Source organism: Burkholderia sp. S171 (assembly GCF_009766085.1).
Classification (GTDB): domain Bacteria; phylum Pseudomonadota; class Gammaproteobacteria; order Burkholderiales; family Burkholderiaceae; genus Caballeronia.
The window spans coordinates 64,263-91,085 of record NZ_LMUF01000043.1; the positions used below are offsets into that span (position 1 = coordinate 64,263).

At 58.6% G+C, this 26,823-nt stretch carries 26 protein-coding genes; 12 read left to right on the plus strand and 14 right to left on the minus strand.

Translation table 11 applies throughout. The features are described from left to right. Nucleotides 1–115: 115 nt before the first annotated feature. Nucleotides 116–352 (plus strand): UDP-glucose 4-epimerase, encoded by a 237-nt coding sequence (locus GSQ93_RS23525; protein ID WP_158938049.1) that lies wholly within the window; start codon nt 116–118, stop codon nt 350–352. Between the two features lie 21 nt (nt 353–373). On the opposite strand, the gene GSQ93_RS23530 is transcribed toward GSQ93_RS23525, so the two are convergent. Further along, nucleotides 374–1,516 (minus strand): PAS domain-containing sensor histidine kinase, encoded by a 1,143-nt coding sequence (locus GSQ93_RS23530; RefSeq protein ID WP_254074009.1) that lies wholly within the window; start codon nt 1,514–1,516, stop codon nt 374–376. Nucleotides 1,517–1,853: 337 nt separating this feature from the next. Between GSQ93_RS23530 and GSQ93_RS23535 the strand changes: the two genes are divergently transcribed. From GSQ93_RS23535 to GSQ93_RS23550, 4 genes are all read left to right on the plus strand, one after another. Further along, the gene (locus GSQ93_RS23535) at nt 1,854–2,438 is read left to right on the plus strand and encodes an OmpW family protein (protein WP_254074037.1); all 585 of its coding nucleotides are present in this window, start codon (nt 1,854–1,856) and stop codon (nt 2,436–2,438) included. 145 nt (nt 2,439–2,583) lie between these two features. Next, a complete protein-coding gene (locus GSQ93_RS23540; protein WP_158938051.1) occupies nt 2,584–3,276 on the plus strand; it encodes a CBS domain-containing protein in 693 nt (230 codons plus the stop codon). 362 nt (nt 3,277–3,638) lie between these two features. Continuing rightward, a complete protein-coding gene (locus tag GSQ93_RS23545; RefSeq protein ID WP_158938052.1) occupies nt 3,639–5,024 on the plus strand; it encodes a glutamate decarboxylase in 1,386 nt (461 codons plus the stop codon). 54 nt (nt 5,025–5,078) lie between these two features. Beyond that, entirely contained in the window at nt 5,079–6,554 is a 1,476-nt protein-coding gene (locus GSQ93_RS23550) for an amino acid permease (RefSeq protein ID WP_158938053.1), read from the plus strand. 120 nt (nt 6,555–6,674) lie between these two features. Here GSQ93_RS23550 and GSQ93_RS38760 read toward each other — a convergent pair whose 3' ends face one another. After that, nucleotides 6,675–8,660, minus strand: coding sequence for a zinc-binding dehydrogenase (locus GSQ93_RS38760; RefSeq protein ID WP_158938054.1), 1,986 nt, complete (start codon nt 8,658–8,660; stop codon nt 6,675–6,677). Between the two features lie 103 nt (nt 8,661–8,763). Between GSQ93_RS38760 and GSQ93_RS23560 the strand changes: the two genes are divergently transcribed. After that, the gene (locus GSQ93_RS23560) at nt 8,764–9,654 is read left to right on the plus strand and encodes a LysR family transcriptional regulator (protein WP_158938055.1); all 891 of its coding nucleotides are present in this window, start codon (nt 8,764–8,766) and stop codon (nt 9,652–9,654) included. Between the two features lie 366 nt (nt 9,655–10,020). Further along, on the plus strand, nt 10,021–10,737 hold the full coding sequence (locus tag GSQ93_RS23565) for a dienelactone hydrolase family protein (protein ID WP_158938056.1): 717 nt from the start codon (nt 10,021–10,023) through the stop codon (nt 10,735–10,737). A 51-nt stretch (nt 10,738–10,788) separates the two neighbouring features. Here GSQ93_RS23565 and GSQ93_RS23570 read toward each other — a convergent pair whose 3' ends face one another. The 7 genes from GSQ93_RS23570 to GSQ93_RS23600 form a co-directional block, all read right to left on the minus strand. Continuing rightward, the gene (locus GSQ93_RS23570; protein ID WP_158938057.1) at nt 10,789–11,283 is read right to left on the minus strand and encodes a DUF3237 domain-containing protein; all 495 of its coding nucleotides are present in this window, start codon (nt 11,281–11,283) and stop codon (nt 10,789–10,791) included. A gap of 83 nt (nt 11,284–11,366) precedes the next feature. After that, complete coding sequence (locus GSQ93_RS23575; RefSeq protein ID WP_158938058.1) at nt 11,367–11,687, minus strand: NIPSNAP family protein; 321 nt, start codon at nt 11,685–11,687, stop codon at nt 11,367–11,369. Between the two features lie 27 nt (nt 11,688–11,714). Continuing rightward, nucleotides 11,715–12,464: an SDR family NAD(P)-dependent oxidoreductase gene (locus GSQ93_RS23580; protein ID WP_158938059.1), complete on the minus strand. Its 750-nt coding sequence runs from the start codon at nt 12,462–12,464 to the stop codon at nt 11,715–11,717. A gap of 100 nt (nt 12,465–12,564) precedes the next feature. Further along, nucleotides 12,565–13,554, minus strand: coding sequence for a zinc-dependent alcohol dehydrogenase family protein (locus tag GSQ93_RS23585; RefSeq protein WP_158938060.1), 990 nt, complete (start codon nt 13,552–13,554; stop codon nt 12,565–12,567). Between the two features lie 231 nt (nt 13,555–13,785). Continuing rightward, the gene (locus GSQ93_RS23590; RefSeq protein ID WP_158938061.1) at nt 13,786–14,433 is read right to left on the minus strand and encodes a glutathione S-transferase; all 648 of its coding nucleotides are present in this window, start codon (nt 14,431–14,433) and stop codon (nt 13,786–13,788) included. 93 nt (nt 14,434–14,526) lie between these two features. Further along, nucleotides 14,527–15,273: an SDR family NAD(P)-dependent oxidoreductase gene (locus GSQ93_RS23595; RefSeq protein WP_158938062.1), complete on the minus strand. Its 747-nt coding sequence runs from the start codon at nt 15,271–15,273 to the stop codon at nt 14,527–14,529. 71 nt (nt 15,274–15,344) lie between these two features. Further along, nucleotides 15,345–16,208 carry an alpha/beta fold hydrolase gene (locus tag GSQ93_RS23600; protein WP_158938063.1) on the minus strand — a complete coding sequence of 288 codons (864 nt, stop codon included), beginning with the start codon at nt 16,206–16,208 and terminating at the stop codon, nt 15,345–15,347. A gap of 181 nt (nt 16,209–16,389) precedes the next feature. Here GSQ93_RS23600 and GSQ93_RS23605 point away from each other — a divergent pair, with 181 nt between their 5' ends. Next, nucleotides 16,390–17,280, plus strand: coding sequence for a LysR family transcriptional regulator (locus GSQ93_RS23605; RefSeq protein ID WP_158938064.1), 891 nt, complete (start codon nt 16,390–16,392; stop codon nt 17,278–17,280). A 268-nt stretch (nt 17,281–17,548) separates the two neighbouring features. On the opposite strand, the gene GSQ93_RS23610 is transcribed toward GSQ93_RS23605, so the two are convergent. Then, complete coding sequence (locus GSQ93_RS23610; protein ID WP_158938065.1) at nt 17,549–18,748, minus strand: cytochrome P450; 1,200 nt, start codon at nt 18,746–18,748, stop codon at nt 17,549–17,551. Between the two features lie 299 nt (nt 18,749–19,047). On the opposite strand from GSQ93_RS23610, the gene GSQ93_RS23615 reads away from it, so the two are divergent. Further along, nucleotides 19,048–19,449: a GNAT family N-acetyltransferase gene (locus GSQ93_RS23615; protein ID WP_216857660.1), complete on the plus strand. Its 402-nt coding sequence runs from the start codon at nt 19,048–19,050 to the stop codon at nt 19,447–19,449. Nucleotides 19,450–19,650: 201 nt separating this feature from the next. On the opposite strand, the gene GSQ93_RS23620 is transcribed toward GSQ93_RS23615, so the two are convergent. The 3 genes from GSQ93_RS23620 to GSQ93_RS23630 form a co-directional block, all read right to left on the minus strand. After that, nucleotides 19,651–20,796 (minus strand): substrate-binding domain-containing protein, encoded by a 1,146-nt coding sequence (locus GSQ93_RS23620; RefSeq protein ID WP_158938066.1) that lies wholly within the window; start codon nt 20,794–20,796, stop codon nt 19,651–19,653. A 63-nt stretch (nt 20,797–20,859) separates the two neighbouring features. Next, a complete protein-coding gene (locus tag GSQ93_RS23625) occupies nt 20,860–21,861 on the minus strand; it encodes an ABC transporter permease (protein ID WP_158938067.1) in 1,002 nt (333 codons plus the stop codon). Next, on the minus strand, nt 21,858–23,450 hold the full coding sequence (locus tag GSQ93_RS23630; protein ID WP_158938068.1) for a sugar ABC transporter ATP-binding protein: 1,593 nt from the start codon (nt 23,448–23,450) through the stop codon (nt 21,858–21,860). Before GSQ93_RS23630 ends, GSQ93_RS23625 begins: the two co-directional genes overlap by 4 nt. A 315-nt stretch (nt 23,451–23,765) precedes the next feature. Between GSQ93_RS23630 and GSQ93_RS23635 the strand changes: the two genes are divergently transcribed. Continuing rightward, nucleotides 23,766–24,614, plus strand: a complete 849-nt coding sequence (locus GSQ93_RS23635; protein ID WP_158938069.1) for an AraC family transcriptional regulator — start codon at nt 23,766–23,768, stop codon at nt 24,612–24,614. A 66-nt stretch (nt 24,615–24,680) separates the two neighbouring features. Beyond that, a complete protein-coding gene (locus GSQ93_RS23640) occupies nt 24,681–25,481 on the plus strand; it encodes a methyltransferase domain-containing protein (protein WP_158938070.1) in 801 nt (266 codons plus the stop codon). Between the two features lie 136 nt (nt 25,482–25,617). Here GSQ93_RS23640 and gstA read toward each other — a convergent pair whose 3' ends face one another. Beyond that, nucleotides 25,618–26,232, minus strand: a complete 615-nt coding sequence (gene gstA, locus GSQ93_RS23645) for a glutathione transferase GstA (protein WP_158938071.1) — start codon at nt 26,230–26,232, stop codon at nt 25,618–25,620. Nucleotides 26,233–26,340: 108 nt separating this feature from the next. Between gstA and GSQ93_RS23650 the strand changes: the two genes are divergently transcribed. Further along, nucleotides 26,341–26,667: a helix-turn-helix domain-containing protein gene (locus GSQ93_RS23650; protein WP_158938072.1), complete on the plus strand. Its 327-nt coding sequence runs from the start codon at nt 26,341–26,343 to the stop codon at nt 26,665–26,667. The last annotated feature ends 156 nt before the right edge of the window (nt 26,668–26,823 follow it).

Consider the following 26,823-nt stretch of genomic DNA (forward strand, 5'->3'; position numbering starts at 1 on the left):
GTTCCGTCGATCATGGGCTGCAAGTGGCGTGGTTGATGTTCGGCGGTACTATCATGGAGCGGCCTTCAGGTCGTCGAGTAATCGTCGAGTAATCGTCGAGTAAGGGAGGGATGATATGGCACTGACGGGTCAAGTGACGGGGGACGGCTGGAGCGTTTCCACCAATAGCATGCCGGCCGACGGCGGTTTTTGCTGTGAAGTGTACGTCGCCCATGGCGGCGCGGCGGGTGAATTCAAGCATCAGTTCCGGCACTCGAAAATCTTTGCCCGCGAGTGGGAGACGGTACTGGACGGCTTGCGCGAAGGCGTGGTGTGGATCGGACTGAAGCGCGCGGAAACCATTCATCTGTAGGGTACGGTGGCGCGCAACGGCTTAGTTGCCGCCGTGTTCCGCCTGGACAGCGTCGACGGGAAAACGGATGTCGATTCGAAATCCGCCGCCGGGTGCGCTGTCGAAGGTTATTCGTCCATTGAACTGGCGTACGCGTTCCTGCATTCCGAGTAGTCCGAAGCTATCCTTTCCCCGATTTTTATCAAGCGTCGTCCCTCTGCCGTTGTCCTCAATGTGCAACCGGAATTCATCTTGTACAACGTGCATCTGAACGCGCACGCGGGTAGCGTCAGCGTGACGCGTAACATTCGTCAACGCTTCCTGCACCATGCGAAAAATGGCGGTTGCAGCCGCCGGCAATAACGCCAATTGATCCGCCGCGTTTTGCACGGTGACGGCGAGCCCGTATCGATTACGAAATTCTGCCGCAAGCCAATCTAGTGCAGCACCCAGCCCGAGGTCGTCGAGCATGGGCGGACGCAGACCGCCCGCAATGCGCCGGGCCGAGGCGATGATCGAATCAATTTGCGCTTGCAACGCAATCGTCTGCTCAATGCCATGCCGCGCGGTCTTGCCGTCTTCCGCCGCGGCCTGATCCAGTAAGGCGACATCCATCTTGAGTGCGACCAGTTGCTGGCCGAGGTCGTCATGAAGCTCGCGTGCTATCCGGGTTCTTTCTTCCTCGCGTGCGCTCTGCATGTGCGAGGACAGGGCACTCGCATGCTGAAGCTCGACTAGCCGCAGGCGATCCGTCATGTCCCGCGTCACTTTGGCAAAGCCGCGAAGCGCACCGTCAGGCGCGCGGACCGCGGTGATGGTTACGTTTGCCCAAAAGCGCGAACCGTCTTGGCGCACACGCCAGCCTTCGTCTTCAATGCGGCCTTCCAATGCCGCGAGCGTCAATCCCTTGTGCGGCTTGGCCGCCGCGACATCGTCGGGTGTGTAGAAAACCGAAAAATGTTGTCCGATGATTTCGTCGGCCATGTAGCCCTTGATGTTTTGCGCCCCTTGGTTCCAACTCGCGACACGCCCGTCAGGATCCAGCATGAAGATGGCGTAGTCCTGCACCGCGTCGACAAGCAGCCTGAAGTGGATATCGCTCAAGGCATGAGGAAATGCGTTGCTGAGCTCGTTGCTCGATGGCGTGCCGCTGGGCAGAGGTGAAGAGGGTCGGTCGCTTGGCACGTGGTTCTCCGGCTCGAATTACTCGTGTCGCTCGTGTCGTTCTTATCCTCCGGGCCGCAGCGTGCTAAGCGTGCGGCTGGCGGAGAGCGTGTTTGCGTGGGATCGATTGTATACGGGTGGGGTACGTCGGTTTGGGCAGCCGGCATACGGGTATTCAACGCGACAGTGCAGTTCACGCGGAAAGCGCAATACGCCGCACCCTTGTTATGTCGGTTCGCTGATCCACATCATGGCGCAGTACCGGTTGCATTCGGAAAATCTCCCCACGGCAAAACGCATTCGCGACCGGAAAAACAGGGGAACATCCGTGGGAAAGCATTCACTATTTGCAGCGGCGTTGTTAAGCGCGGCTTTATCGGCGGTATGCCTGCCGGCACAGGCCGATCAGGGCGACATTCTTGCACGCGTCAGGGCAATCAGCATCCAGCCCAGCGTCTCCGCGGGCGGCACACTGGGAAGCATCGGGACGGGCGTCAACAACACCATTGTTCCCGAGCTCGATTTTGTTTATATGGTGCGCCCGAGTATTGGTATCGAGTTGATTCTTGCCACGTCGCGCCATCAGGTAACGTCGAACGCCGGGGCGCTTGGCGGCGTGAACGTCTTGCCGCCCACGCTCTTGCTTCAGTACTATTTCAACGCGGCCGGCAAGGTTCGCCCCTACGTTGGCGCGGGCGTGAACTACACGCTGTTCTATAACAACGGGCTGCACGCCGGAGATACGCCGGTATCGATCAAGAACTCAAGCTTCGGCCCCGCACTGCAAGCGGGTGTCGACGTGCAGGTCGCCCGCAATCTATTCGTCAACTTCGACATCAAGAAAATCTGGATGCGCACCAGCGCGTCGGCAGACGGCGCCTCGCTTGGGTCGCTCAAGATCGATCCGCTGGTGGTGGGCGTTGGCGTCGGCATGCGTTTCTGATGGCGGCTCGGTTGACCTGAGTCAAGTCCGCGGCGCAATCCTTCACTAGCATTCTGAAGGTAGGCGAGTCCTGCTTAAGGCAAGTCCTGATAGGGGAAGATCGTTCCCTGTTCAGGCGCTCGCCCGATCACATTAGGGGAATACCATGCGAGCAGTCGATGTCATGACCAGGAAGGTCATTACCGTGGGACCCGGCACGACTGTGCGAGAGGCCGCGCGCCTGTTTGCCGACAACCACATCAGCGGCGCGCCGGTAGTGGACGACGAGGGCCGCTTGCTAGGCATGCTCACCGAGGGCGACCTCATCCATAGAGCGGAGATTGGCACACAGTCCCGGCGACGTTCATGGTGGCTTGAATTTTTCGCATCGACACAGAATCTTGCCGCAACCTATATCAAGGAGAACGCGCACCTTGTTAAGGACGTCATGACGCCCAAGGTGATTACCGTCAAGGAGACCACGCCGGTTAGTGAAATAGCCGACCTTCTGGAGAGGCACCGGATCAAGCGCGTTCCCGTGTTGTACGACGGAGAGCTGCTGGGAATTGTTAGCCGGGCGAATCTCGTGAAGGCGTTGGCTAGCGTTCCAAAGGACACAGGCATGAGCGCTCCGAACCCCGACCAAACGCTGCGCGACTTGGTTATCCGCGAGCTTGGCGGTCACCGTTGGGCCGTGGCCTCGGAAAACATTATTGTGAATGACGGCACGGTTCATCTATGGGGCGTGGTCACGTCATCCGAGCAGGCGCGTGCCATGTGCATCGCTGCGGAAAAGGTGCCGGGCGTCAAGGGCGTGGAAGACCATACCGATGCGCCCATGATGATTCCTGCGATGTAGTCGTCTATTAACTCTGGCGTCGCTAATTAAACGCAAGCGGCGTCAGAGCGAATTTATCCCCCGGGAATAATAGCGCTAGAAAGGCGCATATACCAAAGCCGGCTTCAGGGATTAAAGGCCTGCACCTAGTGTGAATGACACAGGTCAATGACCATTCGGATCAGTGGCATATAACAGTATCAGGCCGCGCGAAGTGGCTGTTAGCTGAACCGCTACCCGACCGCTGCCCGGCTATTGAAACAGCCCCAAAGCATACATTCCTCATGTGGTCGCAATCAACCGCATGGCTTCGCGACGAAGCCATTTTGCTTAAAGCACCGCACGCCTGGCATCTCCGCTCACTCTTCTCATCGGAATGGTCAATGACATTTCTTAAGCCCGCGCTCAGCAGCGCCGAAGCGAACAATGACGAGTATTCGACCACTATCTCTGGCGCGTCATTGCCGAAATATCGCATTCCGAAACTGCCCTCGGAGCCTCACGCGGTGTTCGATCTGGTGCGCGACGAACTTTTCATGGATGGCAATTCGCGGCAGAACGTAGCGACCTTCTGCACAACCTATGCAGACGACGAAGTCCGCCGTTTGATGGATCTGTCGATCGATAAGAACATGATCGATAAAGACGAATATCCGCAGACCGCCGAGATTGAAAAACGCTGCGTCCATATGCTTGCCGACCTGTGGCATGCACCGCGTTCGTGGGAGACCACGGGATGCTCGACAACCGGTTCGAGCGAAGCATGCATGCTGGGTGGACTCGCGCTCAAATGGCAATGGAAGAAGCGCCGTCTGGCTGAAGGAAAATCGGTCGACAAACCCAATATTGTGTGTGGACCCGTGCAAGTGTGCTGGGACAAGTTCGCCCGTTATTTCGATGTCGAGCTTCGCCAGGTCCCACTGAGTGGCGATTCGCTCGGTCTGCAACCGGAGCAACTGGCCGCCTATTGCGATGAAAATACCATTGGTGTTGTCGCCACGCTCGGCATTACCTTCACGTGCGTTTATGAACCCGTGAAGGCGCTCGCAGGCGCTCTGGATGCGTTGCAGCGCGATGTTGGCCTGGACATTCCCATCCACGTGGATGCAGCCAGCGGCGGGTTTGTCGCGCCTTTCATTCAACCGGATCTGGAATGGGACTTCAGCATAGAACGAGTGAAATCCATTAACAGCTCGGGCCATAAATATGGTCTGGCGCCGCTCGGCGTAGGTTGGGTGGTATGGCGCAGCGTGAAGGACTTGCCGGACGAGCTGATCTTCATGGTCGACTATCTTGGCGGCAACATGCCCACGTTCGCGCTCAATTTTTCGCGGCCGGCGGGGCAGATCATCGCGCAGTACTACCTGTTGCTCCGGCTAGGCCACGAGGGCTACAGGCGCATCCAGCAGGAATGTGCCGACACAGCGCAATTCCTGGCTGATGGTCTCGCCAAGCTCAGCGCCATAGAAATGGTGTACGACGGCCGCGGTGCGCTGCCTGCAGTTTGCTACAAGCTGCGCCACCCCGATACCGCCGGCTTTTCGCTGTTCGATTTGTCGGATCGCGTCCGCATGCGGGGCTGGCAAATCGCGTCTTATAAGCTCCCCGCCGACCGTGAGGAAACGATCGTCCAGCGCATCCTGATTCGTCGCGGCATCACGCGCGACATGGCGGTACTGCTGCTTAACGACATCAAGACCGCCATCGCGCATCTGTTGGAAAACCCGATGCCTAATTCAAAGGCGGGACCGGGCTTTCACCATGACTGACATTGACGGCTTAGTTGACAGCTTAGTTGACGGATTAACGAACAGGGGTCTGATATGACTGCGACTGCAAAAAAGGGCACCTACCTGAGTGCCACTTCCATCGGCCTCATGACAGCGGCCGCCGTGGTGACCAGCTTGCGCGGCTTGCCGCTGCTTGCGAAGGAAGAGATGACGATGTTCGTCTATCTCGCGTTCACCGTGATCTTCTACCTGATCCCAGCGTCACTGATCTCCGCCGAACTGGGCGGTGCTTTCGCCGACCGGCGCGGCGGAATTTATACGTGGGTGGGCGAGGCATTCGGCAATCGATGGGGCTTCCTCGCGATCTGGCTGCAGTGGATTCAAAACGTGGTGTGGTACCCGGTCGCCCTAACGTTCGGCGCGGCGGCTATCGCTTATACGATCGGCCGTCCGGAGCTTGCTACCAATGGCGTGTATGTTGGCGTGTTTTGCATCGTTGCCTATTGGCTTGCTACCTGGGTGGTGCTGCAAGGCGTGGAGGTTTTCGCGCGCATCGCCAATTGGACCTTCATTATTGGCACGATTGTTCCTGGGTTCGTATTGCTCGCGTTGCTGGCGTACTGGATCTATACGGGGCACGCACTCGGTTGGCAGCATATTAAGGATCCGGCGCTTTCGGAAGCGGGGCATGCGCGTTATTGGCCCGCGATCCACGGCTTCGGCACCATTGCGTTTCTCGCCGGTATTGTGTTGCTGTTTGCCGGCGTCGAGGTCCAGGCCGTGCATGTGATGGACATGCGCAGCCCGAGCCGCGGTTACCCGGCAGCAATCGGTCTGGGCGCCATTATTTCGATCCTGATTTTTGCGCTTGGCGCGCTGCCTATCGCCGGCATTCTTCCGTACGAAAAGATCTCGCTGCAGTCCGGCGTATTCGATACCTTCGCGGCGGTCATCACGGATATCTGGCACATGCAGTGGCTGGTGTCAGTGCTGTCGCTGCTGGTGGGCGTGGGTGCGATAAGCGGTGTGTTAGCGTGGCTTGGCAGCCCTTCGCGCGGACTGCTTGAAACAGCTCACGAAGGCGAACTGCCTCCCGTGCTGCAGGCCAAGAACAAAAAAGGAATGCCCACGCATATCCTGCTTGTTCAAGGGGTAATTGTCACCCTGATGTCTTGCTTCTACTTCGTCATCAAGGACGTATCGGTCGCGTTCTTCCTGATCTCGGCAATGACGATCGCGCTGTATTTGATCGCGTACATGCTGATGTACGCCGCGGCGATAAAACTGCGCTATTCAGCGCCCGATCTCAAGCGTCCGTTCACGGTGCCCGGCGGGATCGTGGGGATGTGGATTTTTGCAGGCGTGGGCCTTGCGGGCGTGGTGTTTAGCTTCGTGGTGTCGTTTTTCCCGCCCGACCAGTTGCCGGTAGGTTCGCCTGCCATGTACATCGGGCTGGTGACGCTTGGCATTGTGGTGTTTGGCGGCGTGCCGCTGATCATCCATCATGTGCGCCGAAGTAACTGGGCCGCACCGGCTGATGCGCCGGTGTTGGCAGCGGCTGCGAAATAAGAGGGAATCGGGCGGGGGTGGCGAATCCGATACCCTGAATCGTTCGGTTGGATCTGCCGTCCTTCAGAGGCCACGCGCTAATGCCATCGCTGCGATTTCCCGCAGCGATGGCATTTTTCATTAGAACAGGATCACCGCTTTCCCAGGTCCATGTCCCGTCCTGTTACGCTCGATCGCAGCGGTAGCGTCGCTCAATCCAGCGACTTCCGACACTTCCACCTTCACCGCGCCTTGATCGACCATGCTCACAATCTCCGCAAGTTGTGCTGCATCGGGTCGCATCTGAAACCAGATGCCGCGCTTGCCCGCTGGCGTATGTGCTGCAATATCAGGCGCGGCCGTGCTCACGATTCTTCCCGTATCGGCGATCACTTGCCACGAGTTGGCCAGTGTCTCGCCACCCACCAGATCAAGCACCAGATCGATGTCCTTGATCTGCTCCCAGAACGAGGAAGTCCGATAATCGATGACCTGATCCGCACCCAACCCACGCAGATAACCCGCGTTAATGCCCTGAGCGGTCGCTATGACACGCGCTCCGGCACGACACGCGAACTGGACGGCGAAACTTCCCACGCCGCCGGCCGCGCCATGAATCAACACGGTCTGGCCGCGTTTCAGTTCTCCCGCTTCGAATAACGCCTGCCACGCAGTCAGCGCTCCAACCGGGATAGCCGCAGCACGCTCGTCGGTCAGGCTGGCGGGTGTCTTCACCAGCGTGTTCGATGCGATCGCCACAAAGTCGGCATAGGCCCCAAGTCCGGTCACGGAACCCAAGACCCGATCGCCTATAACAAACCCATCCACGTCTTGACCGACTTCAATCACTTCGCCGGCGAGTTCAACGCCCAACGTCGCGGGGAGGGGCAACGGGAAATCGTTCTGCAAGCAGCCGTCGCGGATCTTCCAGTCGAGACTGTTGATTCCCGCGGCCTTGACGTGCACAACGACTTGCCCCGAAGCGACGCCCGGCATCGCGATGCTATCAATCTTCAAGGCGTCAGGACCGCCATAGGCGTGGATACGAAGGGCTCGATTCATTGAGCTTTCCGTCAGTGCGGGATAGTCGATATACCCCTTCGCTCCGGGTGAATAGAACGTGTCGCGGTCAGGCGTATTGAGCGGTGCTTCAGCGAGGAAGCGTTGCGGCAAATCCGGATTGGCGAGGTACAGGCTGCCGAACACGGTTGCATCGGCGTTGTCCCGCTCGATGAGCGTTTGTGCGCTCTCGCGGGTCAGTCCACCACCTGCCAGATAAGGGCCATCGAACAACGGGCGCAGGACCGTGCGGTAGTCGAATTCGCTCTGGGTCTTTGCCACATGCAGATACGCCAGCTTGAGCGCGGCGAGCTGCTCCACAAGATAACGATAGGTCTCCTGCGGTGTTGCGTCGGTCACGTCGTTGAAGCCCATTTCAGGCGCGATCTTGATACCCACGCGGTCGCTGCCCGCTTCCTCAGACATCGCGGTCAGCACCTCCAAAATGAAGCGTGCGCGATTCGCAAGCGAGCCGCCGTAAAGATCGGTCCGCTGGTTCGTTCCTGATGACAAAAACTGCTCCGGCAGATACCCCGAGGCCGCATGCAATTCGACGCCGTCGAAGCCGGCCGCCAACGCGTTGCGCGTGGCAAGCCGATACCCCAGGACGATATCCGCTATCTCATCGGTCTCAAGGGCGCGCGGTTCTACAAACTCCTGCGGTCCCGTCGCGGTGAATACCGTACCGGCCGGTTTGATGGCCGAAGGCGCAACCGGCGTTGCGCCGTCCGGCAAGAGGCTCGGATGAGAGATGCGACCCGTGTGCATGAGTTGCAGGAAGATAAGGCCGCCCTTGGCGTGCACTGCATCGGTGACAGGCTTCCAGGCCTCGATCTGCGCCTCGGAGTGGATGCCCGGCGTGCGCACATAGCCTTTGCCCATCGGCGCGGGAAACGTGCCTTCCGTGATGATCAGACCGGCGTTGGCACGCTGCCCGTAATAGTCCACTGCCATGGGCGAAGGGACGCCCGTGGTGTCATCAGCGCGTGAGCGGGTCATCGGCGCCATGACGAGGCGATTACGAAGCGTATAGCGGCCAATCCGGGTATTGCTGAAGAGCGGGTTCATGTCGATTCCTTGGTTGAGGAGGGGTAGAGACATGTTGCATTGATCCATCTAAGGGATAAATAGCTATAATTGAAAACAGTGATCCACCCGTGGAGCAATCATCGTGGAACTGCTGAGCTATATGCGGTTATTCGTGGAGGTCGCCCGGACCAAAAGTTTCAGGGGCGCGGCCGAAGCATTGGAGATGCCCAATTCAACACTGTCGCGCCATATATCGGAACTCGAAAAGACTATAGGCCTCCAGTTGCTTCATCGCTCCACGCGCAAAGTTGAACTCACCGCTGCGGGCGAGGTGTATTTCAAGCGATGCCAGAGCATTGTCGAAGAAGCGCGCATCGCGCACGAGTCCCTGCTCGATGTAGTGGAACGTCCTAGCGGCACGATGCGGGTGTCCATGCCGGTTGATCTCGCGACCGGTTATCTTGCGCCAATCCTGAGCGAGTTCGCCAAGGCTTATCCGCTGATCGGTTTTGAGTTCGACCTGACGCCGCGCCGCGTGGACTTGCAGAGTGATCCGTTCGATCTCGCCATTCGCATGGGACCGCCGCCGACGACGCCATCAACGCTTGTCGCACGGCAGATCGCGCTGCTGCCGCGTTACCTCTATGCATCGCCCGATTATCTCAAGGCTGCGGCGCCGCTGACCCATCCCGATGACCTGACTAATCACGTGCTATGCATCGGACAAGGAGCGACTAGCCAGGAGGAGACTAGGAGAACGTTTTATCGCGGGGACGAGGTGGTCAACGTGATGATTGCGGCGCGCTTCAGGATGAACAGTGTGGGCCTGAGTCGCGCGCTGGCGATGTCGGGCGTGGGTATCGCCGTACTCGATACGGAGCTTGCGCGCGAGGACGTAGCGTCGGGGCGCTTGCGGCGGGTACTGCCGGAATGGAGCCTTTCGCCGGTTCAGGTACATGCGATTACCGATACGCGACTCTTGCCGGCAAGGACCCGCTTGTTCATCGATTTCATCAAGGCGCGACTGAGCTAGAGGAGCCTTCAGCGCACTAGATGATCCGGGACGTGCAGGCAGGCAGGACACTCAGTCTGCTCAATCAGCCGCGAAGAGTTCTTGACCCTCGGTCAGCACAGAGCTTGCGCTGATCTTCGGCCTAATGACTGCACTGCATAAAGATAAGGAATCCGATATATTTGAGACCCTGCATACTCTCTGCGGTGCAATCCTCGCGTGATTATTCTATGCCATTTACATTAGGGCACGAACCTTAGAGATCGCCCATCGCGCTGCCAGCCCGGTGAGCGAGATCGAAAACGCTTCACTCAACTGACGGCACCAGCATGCGTATCTGTGCCGCTAGCGCTATGCTACCGGTTCCGCTCAATCGAGGACCATGTCATGAAACAGTCACCCGGATCCATGATCACCTACCAGCGCCCTGACGGGAAGGATGTCCAGGGTTATCTGGCGAAACCGCAGAAGCTCGAGGGCGCGCCCGCCATTGTCGTGATTCAGGAGTGGTGGGGATTGAACGACCAGATTCGCGGCGTGGCAGATCGCTTCGCGCAATCCGGTTATCTCGTGCTGGTCCCTGACCTTTTTCGCGGAAAAACCACCGTTGAAGAGGAAGAGGCAAGTCACCTGCTAGGCGAGCTCGACTTTGCCGACGCCGCCGGCCAGGACATCGCAGGCGCCGTGAAGTACCTCAAGGCGCACTCGGAGCGGGTCGGTGTGACCGGTTATTGCATGGGAGGCGCGCTCACGCTCCTGGCCCTGTGTCATGTCCCTGACATATCGGCCGGCACGGTGTGGTACGGCTTCCCCCCGCTCGAATACGTCGATGCATCGAAGATCAAGGCGCCGGTGCTCGGTCACTGGGCCTCACAGGACGCGTTCTTCCCGGCTGAAACGGTCGACGCGCTGGAGAGCAAGCTGACCGAGGCCAAGGTCGACGTCGAGTTTCATCGCTACCTTGCGCATCATGCGTTCGCCAACGAAACAGCGGTCGGCCCCGGCCGTATTGCCAGAACCCAGTTCGATCCGGTCTGGTCGCAACTGGCGTGGGACCGGACGCTGACCTTTTTCGGCCGCACGCTGTGGCCACACGCCGGATAGCATCGTGGGAAGGAGGGCGACTGGCGGCGGCCGGCTCTCCAAGCGCGTTGGCTACAAGACCTCAAACACGCTGTAGACCGGTCCATACGCGAACCGATGTCCCGTACCCACGGCGATGATCCGGTTCAGCCAGTCATACTTTCCTGCCGGCGCTTCGAACAGGGGGTTGATCCGGAAGTAGTAGCTTGCCGGATCGACTTCCTCACCTTTTTCCAGTCGCTGGATGACGTCGGCGGCTCCGTGGCGCACGCCGCGATACGCCATCGTAATGTTCACGCCGTCGTCGGTTTGCAGGATCAGGCGCACGTCGAGCGTCGTGCTTGCGTCGCTGCGAACGGTTTGCCAGTCGCTGCCGCCGTCCAGCACCTTGCCGGATAACCGCTCGCCGGCAAACGTTCCGGACGGCACAATTCCCACGCGGCGAAACGGCCCCGGCGTTTCACCAACGATCACAATCGGCTTGACGTCCAGCCGCATGACAAACAGAGGGCGGGTTTGCACGCTCTTGAGCGGTGTGGGGAGATCATCGAAAAGCGGAGTAGACATAGTGTTCACCATCGCGTTATACAAGCAGCAGCGCCCGTCCGTATGACGAATCTGAAGGCTGCATGTTCATTAGATTGCCTAGGCTATTTGAGCGGCGAGAAGTCAGTTGGCCGCATGATCCGCGACTCCATGCTGACGAGAATATCCAGTGCCTTAACCTTGCTGCCGAATGCCTGCCAGCGGCTGTCAGCCGCCATCCTGTCGCGACGCTCAAGCCGATCGTCCAGGCTTTTGTATGCCCAGATATGAACAATCTGGCTGATGTCGCCAATCTCGGTTGTGAAGAAACCGACCAGTTCGCCGAGGAATTCCTTCTGAAGGGGCAGGGCCTCGCTTTTATACAACGCAAGCCATTCGGCGGCGCGCAACGGTTTGAAGGTATAGGTTCGAATTTCGTAAAGCATCGGTTATCTCCAGAGCAATAAAAGAAGTTACGACGCGGTTCGTCCGCCATTGACCCTGAGGACTTCTCCGGTCATGAAGCTCGACTTGTCGGACGAAACGAACACAATAGCGTCGGCGATTTCTTCAGGCGTTCCGGCGCGTTTGAGGGGGACGGCCGCAAGAAAGGCCGCCTTGCGTTCCGGATCTGCCAGCAGCCGATTGAGCATGGCCGTCTCCACGGGACCGGGAGCGACGGCATTGACCCGTACACCGAATGCGGCAGCCTCCAGCGCTGCGGATTTCGTAAGACCTTCTACTGCGTGCTTGCTGGCGACGTAAAGGGACGCGCCTGCCGCGCCGCGCGCGCCCATTGTCGAAGAGATATTAACGATGCTGCCGCTGCCTTGCGCGGTCATCACACGCAGTTCGTATTTCATGCTCAATAATGTGCCGAGCACATTGGTATCGAAGACCGCCGCGTAGCGTTCGGGCGTCTGCTCCATCACGGGCGCGGACTCGCCTTCGGCGCCCGCGGCGTTGACCGCCACATCGAGCCGCCCAAAGCGGGCCACGGTGCCATCGACAAGTTTGCGGACATTGTCTTCGAAGCGGACATCCGCCTGAATGAATTCAGCTTCAGCGCCGAGCGCGCTTAGCTCTGCGGCAAGTTCCCGGCCCTCTTCAACGCGACGGCCGGACACGACAACACGCGCGTTTTCGCGGGCGAATGCGAAGGCGGCGGCGCGGCCAATACCGGTCAGAGCACCCGTGATAAGTACAACAGGATGGCTAGACATTTCGTTTGCTCCTTGATCAGTCAGTGCAAAGGCGAGTCGTGCCGATCGCACTGCCATTCATCGGGTGCCGGCGCCCGTGATCAGGCGCCTGCGCTTTTGCTTACACGGTCACCACGATCTTGCCGAACTGGCCGTTGGTTTCCAGATAGCGATGCACGTCGACCATTTCGTCGAACGTGAAGGAGCGATCGATCACCGGTTTAAGCGCGCCGCTCTCGAGTCCCTTGAGTACGTAGTCCACCGCAGCCTTGCGACGGGTCGCGTCACCGCTCGTCAGCCAGATGTTGTGAGCCTTGACGGTGATCATCTTGGCGATCATGTCCAGCACGGGCAACGGCGTCACACCTTCGCTAAGCGCCCCATAGATATACGCAATGCCCTGGAACGACAGCGCGGAAATCAGCTTCGGGAAGTTCGGACCACCGACTGGATCGAACACGACGCGCGCACCCTGGCCACCTGTGATTCGCGTGACTTCTTCGACCAGGTCAGTCTCGTCCGTGACAATGACGTGCGCGGCGCCTGCATCGAGCAACTGCTGTTTCTTGTCGGCCGTGCGCGTTGTCGCGATGGACGTCGCGCCGGCGTAGTTGGCAATCTGGATCGCCGCGAGTCCAACGCTGCTTGACGCTGCCGGGATGATGACGAAATCGCCCTTGCCCACTTTCGCGTCTTCGATCAGCGCGCCGTAAGCCGTCACGAACATCATCCAGACCGATGCCGCTTCGGCATACGAAAGCGATTCCGGATGCTTGACGACCGCGTGTTCCGGCGCAACGATGACTTCGCCGTACGTGAAGTACTGGTTCATCGAGAACGACGGAATCAGGTTGACCTTGTCGCCCGGCGCGAACCCGGTGACGTCGCTGCCCACTGCATCGACAATACCCGCTGCCTCGTACCCGAGACCGGCCGGGAACTTGACGGGTTCAATGTAGGCGTCCGCGCGCCACATTGCCTCGGCGCGATTAATGCCTATCGCCTTGACGTTGATGCGTACTTCAGTCGGACCGGGAGCAGGTACCGCTGCCTCGACGAATTCGAGGACGTCGGGACCGCCGGCTTTAGCAAATTTGATTGTGCGTGACATGAGACTACTCCAGAGTAAGTGAATTCAAGCGGGGTTCACACGGCTTCTGCGACTTCTACAGTAGGCAAATAAGCGGCAACTTCCGCTTCAGACGATACGGCAAATCCGGATCCGACGAGCAGTTCCGGCCGAACGCGACCCGGTCTGCATCGCCGGATGCTGTCGAAACGGTAGCGGGCAATCCAACATGGGCTTCTTACGCACCGGTCGGTCAGGACCGGCGCCAGGGTTTTATGCGGTGGCACTCGGTCGGGCGGAGACCTCGTCGTACCATCGACGAAACGCACGGTGTTCTTCTGGAATCGGCATTTTCAACGCGTTGGTTGCGAAGTCGACCGTGACCAGCGTGGTGATGTCCGCTGCCGAGAATTCATCGCCGGCTACGAACCGGACCGTGTCGAGCCGAGCGTTGAAGTCGGAGTAAAAATTCGCCACACGCTGTTTGCTGCGCTCGACCAGTTCGGGAATCTGGTCATAAGCGTGCGGGCCCGAGAGCGCGCGGCCTTTCAGTCCGGCGACCGCGTTGCGCACGCCTTCCATGACGGGTGCGAAGCCGTCCAGTTCTGCGCGGCGTTCCCACATCGTGACGAGGGCCTTTGATTCGGCCGTCGTCCCTAGCAACGGGATTTGGGGATACGCCTCTTCCAGGTAACGCCAGATCGCGAGTACTTCAGTGATGACGGGACCATTGGCTAACGCCAGCGCCGGCACCTGACTGCGCGGGTTGATTGCGCGGTAAGAGTCAGAGAACTGTTCCTTGGCGCCCAGGTCGACCGGCTTCATCGGGATATCAATTCCCTTCTCCGCGATGAAGATGCGGACACGGCGTGCGTTCGGCGAGCCTTTTGATTCGTACAGTACGGGGGCGGAGGGTGTCATTTTGATCTTCCTTGTTCGTATTTAATTTAAGTGTGGATACCTAATCAATCAGGTTTTTCACACACGCTGAAAACAGGCTTGAAATCGTTCGGACTAGAGCTTCGAGCCGCCGTCTACATGCAGCGTTTCGCCGGTAATCCAGCGCGCCGCATCCGATGCGAGAAACGCGACCGCACTGCCAATGTCATCGGGTTGCGCGACCCTTTTTAGCGCCTGCATGCCGATCGCCACCCCGCGTCCCTCTTCAGTCTTCGTGAAACTCGACATCTCGGTGGCGACTACACCGGGCGCCACCGCATTTACGCGAATACCGCGTTCGCCGAGTGCTGAAGCGAAATGCTTGACGAGGGTATCGACCGCGCCCTTGGTCGCCGCATAGGCAGGCAGCTTGCCGACCACCGTATGCGCTGCGAGCGACGACAGCAGAACAACGGTACTGCCTTTGCACATCACCGGCAGTAATTGCTGCACGAGGAAAAAGGGTGCGCGCACATTCACGGCGAACAGGTCATCGAAATCTTCGACTGTCGTTTCCTCGATGCTCGCCGACTTCGAAATGCCGGCGTTCGCCACCAGAATATCCAGCCGATGACCCACCACAGCGCGTACACGTTTGGCCAGCGTATGCGGGCCGTCAGCATCGCGCAGATTCGCGGAGACCTTTTGCGCGTTCCCGCCGGCCGCACGAATTTCGGCAACGACTGCGTCCGCTTCCTTTTCGCCGCTGCTGTAATGAACCAGCACTTGTGCACCTTCTTTGGCAAGTGCGAGCGCGCTAGCCCGACCGATGCCGCGCGAAGCGCCCGTGACTAGAGCGGTCTTTCCGGTGAGGTTCGTCATGATCAGACTCCTTTAACTTGAATGAAAACGATCTGGCAATTCAGTGCATGCGCATGTTCATGAGCGTTGACTCAGGCGTGTTCGTCGCTCTCGGACAGGAACTGCGCCACATGCGTCACGAAGCGCTCGGGATACTGGTACAGCGAGCCGTGGTTGGCATCCGGATAAATGATTAGCTGTGCGTTCGGAATGTTCTGCTGCAGGATCCACGAGTTGATCGAATAGATGATCACGTCGTTGTCCCCGTTGATCACGAGCGTGGGCTGAGCGAGCGCCAAGAGGTAATCGAAAGGATTTTCGCGGGGCGCGCCCCACTTGGCGAGTGCGGCCAGTTGCGCCGGTGCGACCTGGTCGTTGGCTTCGGGATCCCGGCCTTCGGTGCGCAGGCGAAAGCGCTGCAGGAACTTGCGGCCAGCTGCCTGGCTTGCATCCGACGGCGAGAAGTGCACGCGAAGCCACAAGTGATCCGGCTCCTCGTAAGAGGCACCAAAAATCTCCTGTGCTTCCGGCGTGAGCGACGCCATGCCTTCGCCGCTGCGGGGACCTGTGCCGACTAAAATCAGGCGGCGTACGAGCTGCGGCTCGGCCAGCGCCAGTTCCTGCGCGATCAGGCCGCCCATCGAAAAACCGAGCACATCGACTTGCGTGAGCCCAAGTGCCTTGATAAAGGCGCCAGCGTTGGCGGCCATTTCTTCAATCGACTGCGGTACCTCGCCTGACGTGCTGGAGATCCCGGCGTTGTTAAACAGGATCACTTCGCGACCTTGCGCAAGACCGTTGGTGACAGCCGGATCCCAGTGATCCATCGTGCCGGTGAAGTGGATGTTTAACACGAGCGGGACGCCGCCCGTCTTGCCGAAGCGCCGATAAGCGAAGCGGATGCCGTTTGCATCAACGAATTGCGTCGGGGCGGTTTGGTGGGTATGACTGGTCATGGCGATTCTCCGATATAGATAAAAGGTATGGAGCGAGGCAGATTTCAAACCGTCGCGATAAACAGGGTGTTGCCGTTTCGTCGCTGCCTGATGCGTAATTTAGTCGGGCCTTGCGGAAAGTAAAAAGACTTTGTAGGCTGGCGGGCATGCCTGCCAGGCATGACCGATTTGAAGGGAACGTATGGAGCTTCGACATTTGCGGTATTTTGTAGCCGTCGCGGAGACCGGGAGCCTGACCGTGGCGGCCGAACGCCGCCTGCATACGTCGCAACCATCGCTTAGCCGGCAGATTCGTGACCTGGAAGACGAGGTTGGGGCAGAACTGTTCAACCGAAGTGCGCGAGGGGTCGAGCTGACGGCTGCGGGCAAGGCTTTCCTCGACCATGCACGGCTAGCGCTGAGCCAGGTTGATGCCGCTATTGAGGCGGCGCGGCGCGCCTCTCAACCCACGAAACAGGTCTTTGCGCTCGGTTTCCTGACCGGTCAGGAAATGACCTGGCTGCCACGCGCCATGCAGGTGCTGCGCGATGAATTGCCGAACATTGACGTCACGGTATCGAGCCACTATTCGCCGGACCTCGCCGATGCCCTCGCTCGCGGCAAGCTTGATCTCGCTTTTTTACGGGCCGAACCGGGGTTCGATCTGGACTATCGGGTGGTCAGCGGTGAAAGGCTCGTTGTACTTATGCCAAGCGACCACCCGTTGACCGAGCGAGCGACGATCCGTCCAGAGGATCTCGTGGGCGAGCCGTTCATCATGGCCTCGAACAAGGCGAGGGTTCTGCACGAGGTGATTGAGCGGTATCTGCAGCAAAGCGGGGTCAATCTCACGCCCGAACACGGCGTCGACAATCTGGCGATGGCCATGTCGCTCGTCGCATCCACGCGCGGGCTGGCGCTGATGCCGGAGTATGCGAACAACTTGCTGCCTTGGTCGGTAGTCAGCCGCCCTCTTGAAGGCGATGCACCGACAATCGATCTGGTTATTGGCTACAGCAGGTCGAACGCCTCCCCTGTCCTGAAGTTGTTTCTTTCGAGAGCAGACGAGTTGATGGTGCACGCCTCCAGTTGATCCGGGTGCGCTGGCGCTGTCTGCCCGACTTAAGCCTCGCCTTAAAGTATTGCCTTAAAGCATTGCCTTAAGCGGCGACCTAATTCATTGATCTAAGTCAACTTCGCCACAAGACCGTTGCGTACGATCGTCCACTCAGTGTGGGTTTAATCGGACCGCCGTATCAGGCTTGACCTGGGGGCGCGTCCGATTTTTTTTTACTTATCGCGTTCAATTCCGCTTGCGCATGGAAAGAGGCATTCCGCGCTCGTCGGGAATTGTCAGGCGGCTAACACAGCGCCCTTAACGATTCCACCCCGCGCAGGGTATTGCGTTGCCGCCACTGCAGTGAATCGAGATTCGTGATGCGCAGATCCGGTAGCCGCGACAGAAGAGTACTCAGCCCCGTTTCGAGTTCCAGCGTCGCGAGCCGTGCGCCCAGGCAGTGATGAATGCCGGCGCCGAATGAAAGCAACTGGCCCTGAAGCTGGCGCCCGATGTCCAGCTCATCCGGCTTCTCGAACTGGCCGGGATCGCGATTCGCGGCCCCGACCGTCATGAACACCATCGTGCCGCGCGCGATCGAGTGACCCGCCGCCTCCAGGTCTTCAAACGCCGTACGCACGATCATTTGCACCGAGCTGTCGAACCGCAGGCACTCTCCAACAGCCTTGGGCAGCAACGACGCGTCGCCCTTGAGCAGCGCAAGTTGCTCGGGGTGGCGATGCAACGCAATCAGCGCATTACCCAGCATGTTCGACGTCGTTTCATGCCCTGCAACGAACAGCAGCAGCACGTTCGAAATGATCTCATCTTCGGTGAGCGATTCGCCGGCTTGCTCCGCACGAAGCAGCGCGGACACGAGATCGTTGCCGGGTTTCGTGCGCCGCTGCTCGACCACGGTTTTGAAATAGCGCTCCAATGTTTGCGTTGCTTCGTTCGCGGCGGCAAGGTGCACGGCGTCCATGGGGGCGGCTTCCAGCGCATTGCCGAAGTGGCTTGCCGCCGAGCCGAGCTTGACGCCATCTTCGACAGGCACATCGAGCAACCGGCAAATGACGTTCACCGGCAAGGGCAACGCGTAGTCGGTGACCAGATCGAATTCCGCGCCTGGATCGAGGGCATCGATCAGGCTGTCCGCGGTGCTCTGTGCCGTGTCGCGAAGAAGGTCGATCTGACGGGCATTAAAAGCCGCCATCAGGAGACTGCGCAGCCGCGTGTGTGCCGGCGGGTTCATCATGAGGAACATGCGGCTGAGCGCCTGAAACACCGGCTGCTCGGGTGCGCTTTCGCCGTAGCGCGCGACTACGCTGGGCATATACGTCTTCCCCATACGCCGATCGCGCAGCAGCGCGTCAACCATTGCATAGTGGCCGGTGATCACGACGTTGGGTGCCAGCGGAATCAGCGCGCCTTGGGCGCGAAGCTGTTCGTAGAAGGGGTAGGGATTTTCAAAGAACGCAGGGGATGAGAGATCGCTGAATTTCATTGGAGGCGTGGGTGAGTGGGGAAACCGCGGACCGAGGCAAGGCGTGCGCCTCACGCACTGAGAACGCACGTGCGGACCGGTTTATTCCATCGAGTGTTTTTGCGGCCGGGAGGGCAGTTGAAAAACGGCAAGGCGGATAGATAGAATGTTGAATATCAGCAGTAGGGTAACGCGGCAAAAATCCGCGTTGGTGATTGGTGTGATCGGGTGATTGATTTCCTGGCTGCGGCTAATCCGCAGTACCTAATGCTAAACAAGGGCTCTTGACGGGATGGATGATGGGCGCACAGATTCGAGAAATGGTACTGACTGACTATGACGCTGTTGTTGCACTGTGGAAGAGCACGCCGGGTGTCGACATTCGCCCGGTTACCGACAGCAAGGAAGGGATTGAACGGTTGCTTGTTAGAAACCCTGGCCTGAGCGTGGTCGCTGTCAAGGATCGCGGGCTGGTCGGCTGCGCCCTGGCTAGCCACGACGGCCGCCGTGGATTTCTCCAGCACGTCGTGGTTGCACCGGCTTCGCGCGGTCAAGGTCTTGCGAGAGCAATGATCGACAGGTGTATCGAGCGTCTCCGGGAACACCACCTGGGATGGGTGCATCTGGATGTCGTTGTCGATAACGAAGCCGCCATGGCCTTTTGGGAAAAGGCTGGCTGGCACCGCGTTGATACACTGACGCGGCTATCGCGTGCGCTTTAGGTTACAGCTAGCCGACCACGCTAACCCGTCTAATTTTATAGCTCGAAATAGCTGACGGCGGCTCTTCGTGGAGCGCCTCGCTTGATCGCAACTCCGACTCCATCTTGCGATGACATTCTGGAGCAGATTGCCTGGTCGTAATGGATTGCAGGCGAAGCACGCACCTGAGCACGCTTCGCCCGTATCGCTCAAACCGTCACATCAGCCACAAGCCGGTTTTGCCTTCGTACAAGCGTCCGCGAGCTGAGGCGGAGGATCTTTCTTGAAGACGATCTTGTACGCTTCGAGCACGTTCGACTGAACAACCGGCAACGATTGCACGCCGATCCACGCCGGCGGCGTCTGTCCAATGAGCGCCTTCATCATGGCCATTGCCTCGGCCACGCCCTGATCATAGGGGCGCTGCGAACCGGTTGCCTTCAGCGGTCCACCCTTGGCAATCTCGATCGCGGATTCAAGCCCAAGATCGACTGTCGTGACCGGGATGTTTACGCCCTGAGCCCGCATTGACGTCAGCGTGTCCAGCGCCGGTTGATCCCATACAGCGAACAGCCCTTTGACGTCCGGATTGCCGGTCAAAAAATCCCCCGCGATCTGCCCGACTTTCGATGGGTCAGTGAAGTCGACCTGCTTGATCTTGAGGTCGGGCCGATTCTTTTTCATCCAGTCATTGACCGCTTTAGTGCGCTCCTTCGTGCTGAAGTAATCCACACCGAAATTGACCAGTCCAATGGTGGCTCCTTTGGGTACGCACGATGCAAGAACCTTGGCCGCGATCTGACCGTTGCCTTCGCTGTCGGCCGAGATCATCGAGGCGTATTGTTCCGGATGCTTCAGTCCGGCCGGCACGTTGTCCATGAACACCAGCTTGATACCGGCCTGGGACACCTTCTTGTACGTGGCCGCGGTCGCGGTCCCATCGACCGGAATGGAGATGATGCCGTCCGGGTGGCGCTGGATAGTGTTTTCGATATCCGCAATCTGCTTGTCGACCTGATACTCGGCCGACGCCGTGCCGATAACCTCCACACCGTATTTCTTCAGCGTGTCGGTAATGCCCTGGACCTGCAGTTGCGACCAGTCGAGGTTCATGGTCTGCATGGAGATACCGACCTTGAACTTGCCCGCTTTGATCTTGGCAACGTCAGCGTCGCTCAGTTTCACCGTGTCCACCGACGCTGCTTTTTCTCCATTCGGTCCTTGCCCGACAATTGTTTGTGGTCCTATCGATGCAACCGGTAATCCGGTTACGCACTGCGCGCTGGCATCGAAAGAAGACAGGGCCGCAACGCCTGCCGCTGCCATCATGCCGGCTAAAACCATTCTTGAGCCACGACGATGTTTCATGATTCTCCTCCGTTGGTTTTGATGTACTTCGTCCCCTGCATCGCGAGTGATCGGCATCCCCCGTCACTTCTTTGTAAAGGCGACCGCCGCGACGATGATCGCCCCCTTGATAACAAGCTGGAGCGACGAACTCACGCCCAGCAGAACAAGACCGTTGTTGAGTGTTCCGATAATGAGGCTGCCCAGCAGCGTGCCGAGGACAAACCCCCTGCCGCCGAAGAGACTGCAACCGCCTAGCGTCACGGACGCGATCACGTCGAGCTCAAGCCCCTGCACGACATCGGGCCGCGCCGCGTGAGAGCGCGCAGAGAGAACGAGCGCGGCGAGCCCGGCAAGCATGCCGGTGAGGACGAAGGCCAGCGTCGTCACGCGCTTGATGTTGATGCCCGAATAAAGCGCTGCGGTTGGATTGCCGCCGGCCGCATAGATCTGCCGGCCAAAGACGCTGTAGTGAAGCAGCAAGATGCCGGCGATCACGGCCAGCACGGTCCAGATGATTGGCACCGGCACGCCGAAGATGTCGCCCTCGCCGAAGATCGAAACAAAGGAGTCATTGGTGATGATGACCGGCCGGGTTGTGGTGACTAGCAGTGCCAGACCGCGCGCGGCGCTAAGCGTCCCCAGCGTGACCAGGAACGAAGGAATATTCAGCCGGGTGACGACAAAGCCGTTGATCGCGCCCACGATTGCGCCGGTCCCAATGCCCGCGATAGCGCCGATGATCCAGTTGTCGCCAATGTGCGCCATGGCGAGTGCAGCGGACATGCCGGACAACGCCAGTGCGGATCCCACGGACAAGTCGATCTGCCGCGCGATGATCACGAACGTCATGCCGATCGCGATGATGGAAACAAGCGCGGTCTGGCGGCCGATGTTCAGGAAGTTGTCGATGGAGAGGAACCACGGCGACGCGAAACTGAACACCACCAGCAGGATCGCAAACGCGAAATACAGCGCGTAGGGCCGGTCGCCCTGCAACAGGAGCCGGACTAACTGCCACTTGCGGCTGCTGCGCTGTTGAGCTGCCTGCCCGTCAGTCGTGGGCGTTGAGACAGAGTCGTTCATGTTGCGAGCTCGTTGGAAGAACGGGAGAGTTGAATCAGGTGATGAAGCGCTTCGGCATTGCCGAGATGAGCGCGATCCAGGGTATTGACGATGCGGCCATCGACCACAATGGAGATCCGGTCGCACAGGCGCAGAAGCTCATCGAGATCCGACGACACGATAAGGACACCTGTACCGGCCCGAGCGGCGTCCTGGACCACGCCGTATATTTCCTCGCGCGCGCCAACGTCGACGCCGACCGTGGGTTCATCGAGTAAAAGAAGCTTGGGCCGCGGGTGATCCCATTTGGCGAAAACCACTTTCTGTTGATTGCCGCCGGACAGGAACTTGACGTAGGTAGAAGATCCCGGTGCTTTGACGGCCAGCTTTTTCATCGAGCTTTGCGCCTGCTGCACGGCAGCTTGGCTGCGCAGCCAACCCCAACGGGAAAATTGCGGCAGCCGCGGCAAGGTCAGGTTTCGTTCGATGGAGTGATCAAGGACCAGGCCCTGTACATGGCGGTCCTCCGGCACGAGCGCGACGCCAAGTTTGATGGCACGTGCCGGTGTTATGCGCGACATCGGTTGCTCATCGATCACGATGCTGCCGGTGTCTGCCGCCCTGAGTCCGAAGATGGTTTCCAGGATCTCGGTACGGCCGCTGCCGATCAATCCCGCGAGTCCGTGGACCTCGCCCTTGAAGACGGCGAGGTCGACATCGCGCAGCCGGTCATTGCCTACTTTGGACAACGTAAGGACGGCCTGGGTGGCTACGGCGACCTTATCCTTCTCTTGGACAGGCAAATCGCTTGCCGAGCCCACAGCGGTCCTTTCCCGCGCATGCAATGCCGCATGGCCGGGGCCAATAATGGCCGCCACCAGTTGTTTCATATCGGTTTCCGCCGTTGGGAACATCCCGACATTCAACCCGTCACGGAACACCGTGACGCGCTGCGAAATACGAAATACCTCGTTCAACCGGTGCGTCACATAAATGACGCCCACACCACGACGGGTCACCGTACGAATGGCGTCGAAGAGGATCTGTTCCTCGCCGCCCGTCAGCGCCGAGGTGGGCTCGTCAAGGATCAGTATGCGCACATCTCCCATCAACGCCTTGCAGATCTCCGTCATCTGGCGATAGGCGAAGGGGAGGGAACCCACGGGCGTTCGTGCATCGAGTGGAATGCCGTGAGCCCTAAGAAAGTCGTTGACCGTGGTCATGAGCTGGCGTTTCTTGACGAAGCCCAGACGCGTGCGCGGCTCTCGTCCCAGCATCAGGTTTGCCCCGACCGACAAGGATTCGACCAGGCTCAGGTCCTGGTAGACGACGGCAACACCCGCGTCGCGCGATTGCGCCGGGGAGTCGAACGCGACTCTCTTGCCCGCGATCTCGATAGATCCTTCATCGTAGGTATGAACACCGCTCAGGATCTTGATCAGCGTTGACTTCCCGGCGCCGTTTTCGCCCAGCAACGCGTGGACTTCTCCGGGAAGTACTTCGAGGTTGACCCCGCGAAGCGCTTGCACGCCGCCAAACCGCTTGGTGACGCCCGCAACTCGGATCAACGGAACCTGAGGCGATGATGCGGCCGCAACCGGCTCACTCATCTCGCTTGTCTCCTTCGTCTGCATGACGAAATTCTTTTATGGTTTCTTCTAATGTTTTTGCGAATTTTTGCTATTGGTCGCGAAACAATGTTGTGATCTTCTCATCAGCCAAATGGCGAGTCAATAACATTTGCGGCCGTTCGGATGTTATGAATGACGTCGAAATGTGATGATCGTATCTTTCGATGTAACTATCATTTCGTTTCTGGTAAACCCGGCTTAAATTCGATTCAATGCTGGTCGCGAGCGGTTTAGCGTATTTTCCCTTTAACTCACCGCTCAACTTTCCGCGCAACTTGCGATAGTCTTCGAGACATGAAAGTCACTCCAGATCACACCTGTCGGGTATTCGGCTCGCCTTGGGCGGATGTCTATTGCACGGATATCGACAGCGCTCGCCACTACGGCAAACACTGGCACGCGACGTTTGGTCTTGGGCTGCTGGAGAGCGGTGCGCAGAGTTCCGCCAGTGGTCAGGGGCAGGTCGAGGCTTACGCAGGCGACCTGATCACGACCAATCCTGGTGAAGTACATGATGGCCGCCCGATTGGCGGCGCTTCGCGTCGCTGGCGCATGGTGTATCTGGAGCCTGCGGTGATCGCTTCCATGCTGGGAGATCCCCAGTCCTGCGCTGTGGCGGATGTCGAACTCACGCGTCCGGTCATAGAAGACGAGCGACTCCGTGCTGCGCTGCGGGAATTGTTTCGGCGCGTGGAGAATGATGGTGCCGGGCAGCAGTCGAACGGCGCTCATGTTCTTGCCTGTGAAGAATCCCTCGTCCAGACCTGCGCGCTCTTGTTGAACGTCCATTCGACCACTCCGGCTGCCCGTGAAATTGGCGGTGACCTGAGACGCGTTCGGGAGCGGCTGGGCGATGACCTGCTTAATGCGCCAACGCTTACCGAACTAGCCGCTATGTGCGGCCTTAGTAAATACCAGGTGCTGCGGCGCTTCGAAAAGACCTACGGCGTGCCGCCCCATGCGTGGCTGCTGCAACAGCGCACCGAGCGGGCGCGAGGTTTGATTCGCAATGGACTTAGCCTGGCGCAAACGGCAAGCGCTTGTGGTTTCTCGGATCAAAGCCACATGACCCGGCTTTTTATCCGTCATTTTGGATTCACGCCCGGTGCATGGCAGAAGGTGGGCGTACGCGCACTGCAATAACGTTCAAGACGTGCCCCTGAGTCAATCGTGACACTAGGCCCACCTACTTGAAGGAGGTCTGGATTCATGGATGCGTATGTACACGGTTATCAGCGGAACGAGAACGAGCGCTTGCAAAACCAGGCGCGAACGCTAACGGAACTGCTCCACTTCGATACGGTTTATCCCGCCGGTCACACCGTGCTGGAGGCCGGATGCGGCGTTGGTGCGCAGACGGTGACGCTAGCTGCGCGCAGTCCGGCTGCACGATTTACTTCTATCGATATCAATCTTCAGTCTATCGACGCAGCGCAACAAAAAATCCACGCGAACGGACTCACGAACGTCACGTTCCAGCAAGCCGATATCTTTTCGCTGCCGTTCGAACCTGAGTCTTTCGATCAAATTTTTGTCTGCTTTGTTCTGGAGCATCTCGGGCAGCCAATGGAAGCGCTTGCGCGGCTTAAGCGTCTGCTCAAGCCGGGCGGCACTATTACGGTCATTGAAGGGGATCACGGCTCAACCTATTTCCATCCGGACAGCCCTGCAGCTCGCGCGGCCATTCAGTGCCAAATCACGTTGCAACAGCAAGCGGGCGGGAACGCGCTTATCGGCAGGCAGTTATATCCGCTGATGAACGCGGCAGGTTTCAATCAGGTTCGCGTGTCGCCGCGCATGGTGTACGCGGACGCGAGCCGGCCCGATCTGGTGGACGGATTCACACGGAAGACCTTCACCGCGATGATCGAAGGCGTGCGTGTACCGGCTATATCGGCCGGCCTGATCAAGCCGCAAGATTTCGATGACGGTGTCCGGGATCTGCATCGGACCACGCAAGACGATGGCGTGTTTTGCTACACGTTCTTCAAGGGCGTGGGGCATAAGTAGTGGCGTGTGATCGATCGCGGATCGGTTCAATCCAATCTAGTAAGGTGAAGCAGAACTTCCGGATCGAGTATTTTCTGCCTCAATGCACGTACGAATGAGGTAACGCCAACGCGCCTTGCCATAGTTGCGTGGTGGGTTATGCGACTTGTGCCACGTCTTCAGCTTCAAGTGCCGCTCGTACCGATGCACGTCCGCCCACCCTTTTCATATATGTCAAGATCGAGGGCCAATGACCGAGGTCGATTGAAAACAAGCCGGTCCAGCGAAGTACGGTAAACAGGTAGGCATCGGCTACGCCGAATTGCGCACCCAGCAAGTAGTCATGCTGGTCAAGATCCGATGAGATCTGATCCAGCCGCTTGAACAATTTGTCTTTGAATATTGTCTTGACCGCATCCGGGATGGTCGCGTTGAAGAGCGGGCTCAATCCCGCGTGAATTTCGCTGCTGATGAAGTTCAACCATTCCTGCAGCCTCGTTCGTTCCCACGTGCCATTCGCGGGCGCAAGGTTTGCCTCTGGCTTCAGGTCTGCGAGATATTGAACTATCGCTGGTCCTTCGGTCAGCAACGCGCCGTCGTCGAGTTCCAGCGCCGCCACGTAGCCCTTGGGATTGATTACAAGGAAGTCGTGGCCATGAGCCGTTTTTTTTGTTTTGTTGTTGACCCTGATCAGCTCAAATGGAAGATTCAATTCGCGCAGAACAATGTGGGGGGATAAGGAGCAAGCATTGGCAGCGAAATACAACTTCATACACACCTCCTTCGAGATTCGGAGCGCAGAGTGTGGCTAGAGCGGTTCCTCTTGTAAAGAAGGCAGACTTTTGTTATCTAGGTACAAAAACTATACCGAGGTGTGGCTGTGAAAGAGAATGTATCGGGTTGCTCGGTTGAAGAGGCCATGAGACTGCTTGGGGGACGTTGGCGATTGCTGCTTGTTTCGTTTCTTCTCGATGGTCCAAAAAGATTTAATGAACTTCGTCGTCACGTTCCAAATATTTCGCAACGAATGCTGACGCTCGACCTGCGGGCCTTAGAGGAAGCGGGCCTGGTTAAGCGCACGGTCCATCCTGAGGTCCCTGTCAAGGTCGAGTACAGCCTGACGGCAGAAGGTGAGCGCTTGCGAAAAATCGTCGCGGTCCTCCAGGAATTTGGCTTATGGCTGAAGGAGAGGGCGGTCGCCAGCTAGTTTTGGAAATTTATCGTTTGGATAAATTTTGTGACGAAATATTAATTAGTCATACATAGTAATATGATAAAGAAAACTTGGAACAATAACGTCGGACGAAAATTGACTGTTACTGAGCCTGCGCTTACTATGACGGCCCGGCCAGATTGGCGGTGG

What these genes read in the sequence shown, in the direction of transcription:
- GSQ93_RS23525 (WP_158938049.1), top strand. Translation starts at nt 116, where the DNA reads ATGGCACTGACGGGTCAAGTGACGGGGGACGGCTGGAGCGTTTCCACC.
- GSQ93_RS23540 (WP_158938051.1), top strand. Translation starts at nt 2,584, where the DNA reads ATGCGAGCAGTCGATGTCATGACCAGGAAGGTCATTACCGTGGGACCC.
- GSQ93_RS23545 (WP_158938052.1), top strand. Translation starts at nt 3,639, where the DNA reads ATGACATTTCTTAAGCCCGCGCTCAGCAGCGCCGAAGCGAACAATGAC.
- GSQ93_RS23550 (WP_158938053.1), top strand. Translation starts at nt 5,079, where the DNA reads ATGACTGCGACTGCAAAAAAGGGCACCTACCTGAGTGCCACTTCCATC.
- GSQ93_RS38760 (WP_158938054.1), bottom strand. Translation starts at nt 8,660, where the DNA reads ATGAACCCGCTCTTCAGCAATACCCGGATTGGCCGCTATACGCTTCGT.
- GSQ93_RS23565 (WP_158938056.1), top strand. Translation starts at nt 10,021, where the DNA reads ATGAAACAGTCACCCGGATCCATGATCACCTACCAGCGCCCTGACGGG.
- GSQ93_RS23570 (WP_158938057.1), bottom strand. Translation starts at nt 11,283, where the DNA reads ATGTCTACTCCGCTTTTCGATGATCTCCCCACACCGCTCAAGAGCGTG.
- GSQ93_RS23575 (WP_158938058.1), bottom strand. Translation starts at nt 11,687, where the DNA reads ATGCTTTACGAAATTCGAACCTATACCTTCAAACCGTTGCGCGCCGCC.
- GSQ93_RS23580 (WP_158938059.1), bottom strand. Translation starts at nt 12,464, where the DNA reads ATGTCTAGCCATCCTGTTGTACTTATCACGGGTGCTCTGACCGGTATT.
- GSQ93_RS23585 (WP_158938060.1), bottom strand. Translation starts at nt 13,554, where the DNA reads ATGTCACGCACAATCAAATTTGCTAAAGCCGGCGGTCCCGACGTCCTC.
- GSQ93_RS23590 (WP_158938061.1), bottom strand. Translation starts at nt 14,433, where the DNA reads ATGACACCCTCCGCCCCCGTACTGTACGAATCAAAAGGCTCGCCGAAC.
- GSQ93_RS23595 (WP_158938062.1), bottom strand. Translation starts at nt 15,273, where the DNA reads ATGACGAACCTCACCGGAAAGACCGCTCTAGTCACGGGCGCTTCGCGC.
- GSQ93_RS23600 (WP_158938063.1), bottom strand. Translation starts at nt 16,208, where the DNA reads ATGACCAGTCATACCCACCAAACCGCCCCGACGCAATTCGTTGATGCA.
- GSQ93_RS23605 (WP_158938064.1), top strand. Translation starts at nt 16,390, where the DNA reads ATGGAGCTTCGACATTTGCGGTATTTTGTAGCCGTCGCGGAGACCGGG.
- GSQ93_RS23610 (WP_158938065.1), bottom strand. Translation starts at nt 18,748, where the DNA reads ATGAAATTCAGCGATCTCTCATCCCCTGCGTTCTTTGAAAATCCCTAC.
- GSQ93_RS23615 (WP_216857660.1), top strand. Translation starts at nt 19,048, where the DNA reads ATGGTACTGACTGACTATGACGCTGTTGTTGCACTGTGGAAGAGCACG.
- GSQ93_RS23620 (WP_158938066.1), bottom strand. Translation starts at nt 20,796, where the DNA reads ATGAAACATCGTCGTGGCTCAAGAATGGTTTTAGCCGGCATGATGGCA.
- GSQ93_RS23625 (WP_158938067.1), bottom strand. Translation starts at nt 21,861, where the DNA reads ATGAACGACTCTGTCTCAACGCCCACGACTGACGGGCAGGCAGCTCAA.
- GSQ93_RS23630 (WP_158938068.1), bottom strand. Translation starts at nt 23,450, where the DNA reads ATGAGTGAGCCGGTTGCGGCCGCATCATCGCCTCAGGTTCCGTTGATC.
- GSQ93_RS23635 (WP_158938069.1), top strand. Translation starts at nt 23,766, where the DNA reads ATGAAAGTCACTCCAGATCACACCTGTCGGGTATTCGGCTCGCCTTGG.
- GSQ93_RS23640 (WP_158938070.1), top strand. Translation starts at nt 24,681, where the DNA reads ATGGATGCGTATGTACACGGTTATCAGCGGAACGAGAACGAGCGCTTG.
- gstA (WP_158938071.1), bottom strand. Translation starts at nt 26,232, where the DNA reads ATGAAGTTGTATTTCGCTGCCAATGCTTGCTCCTTATCCCCCCACATT.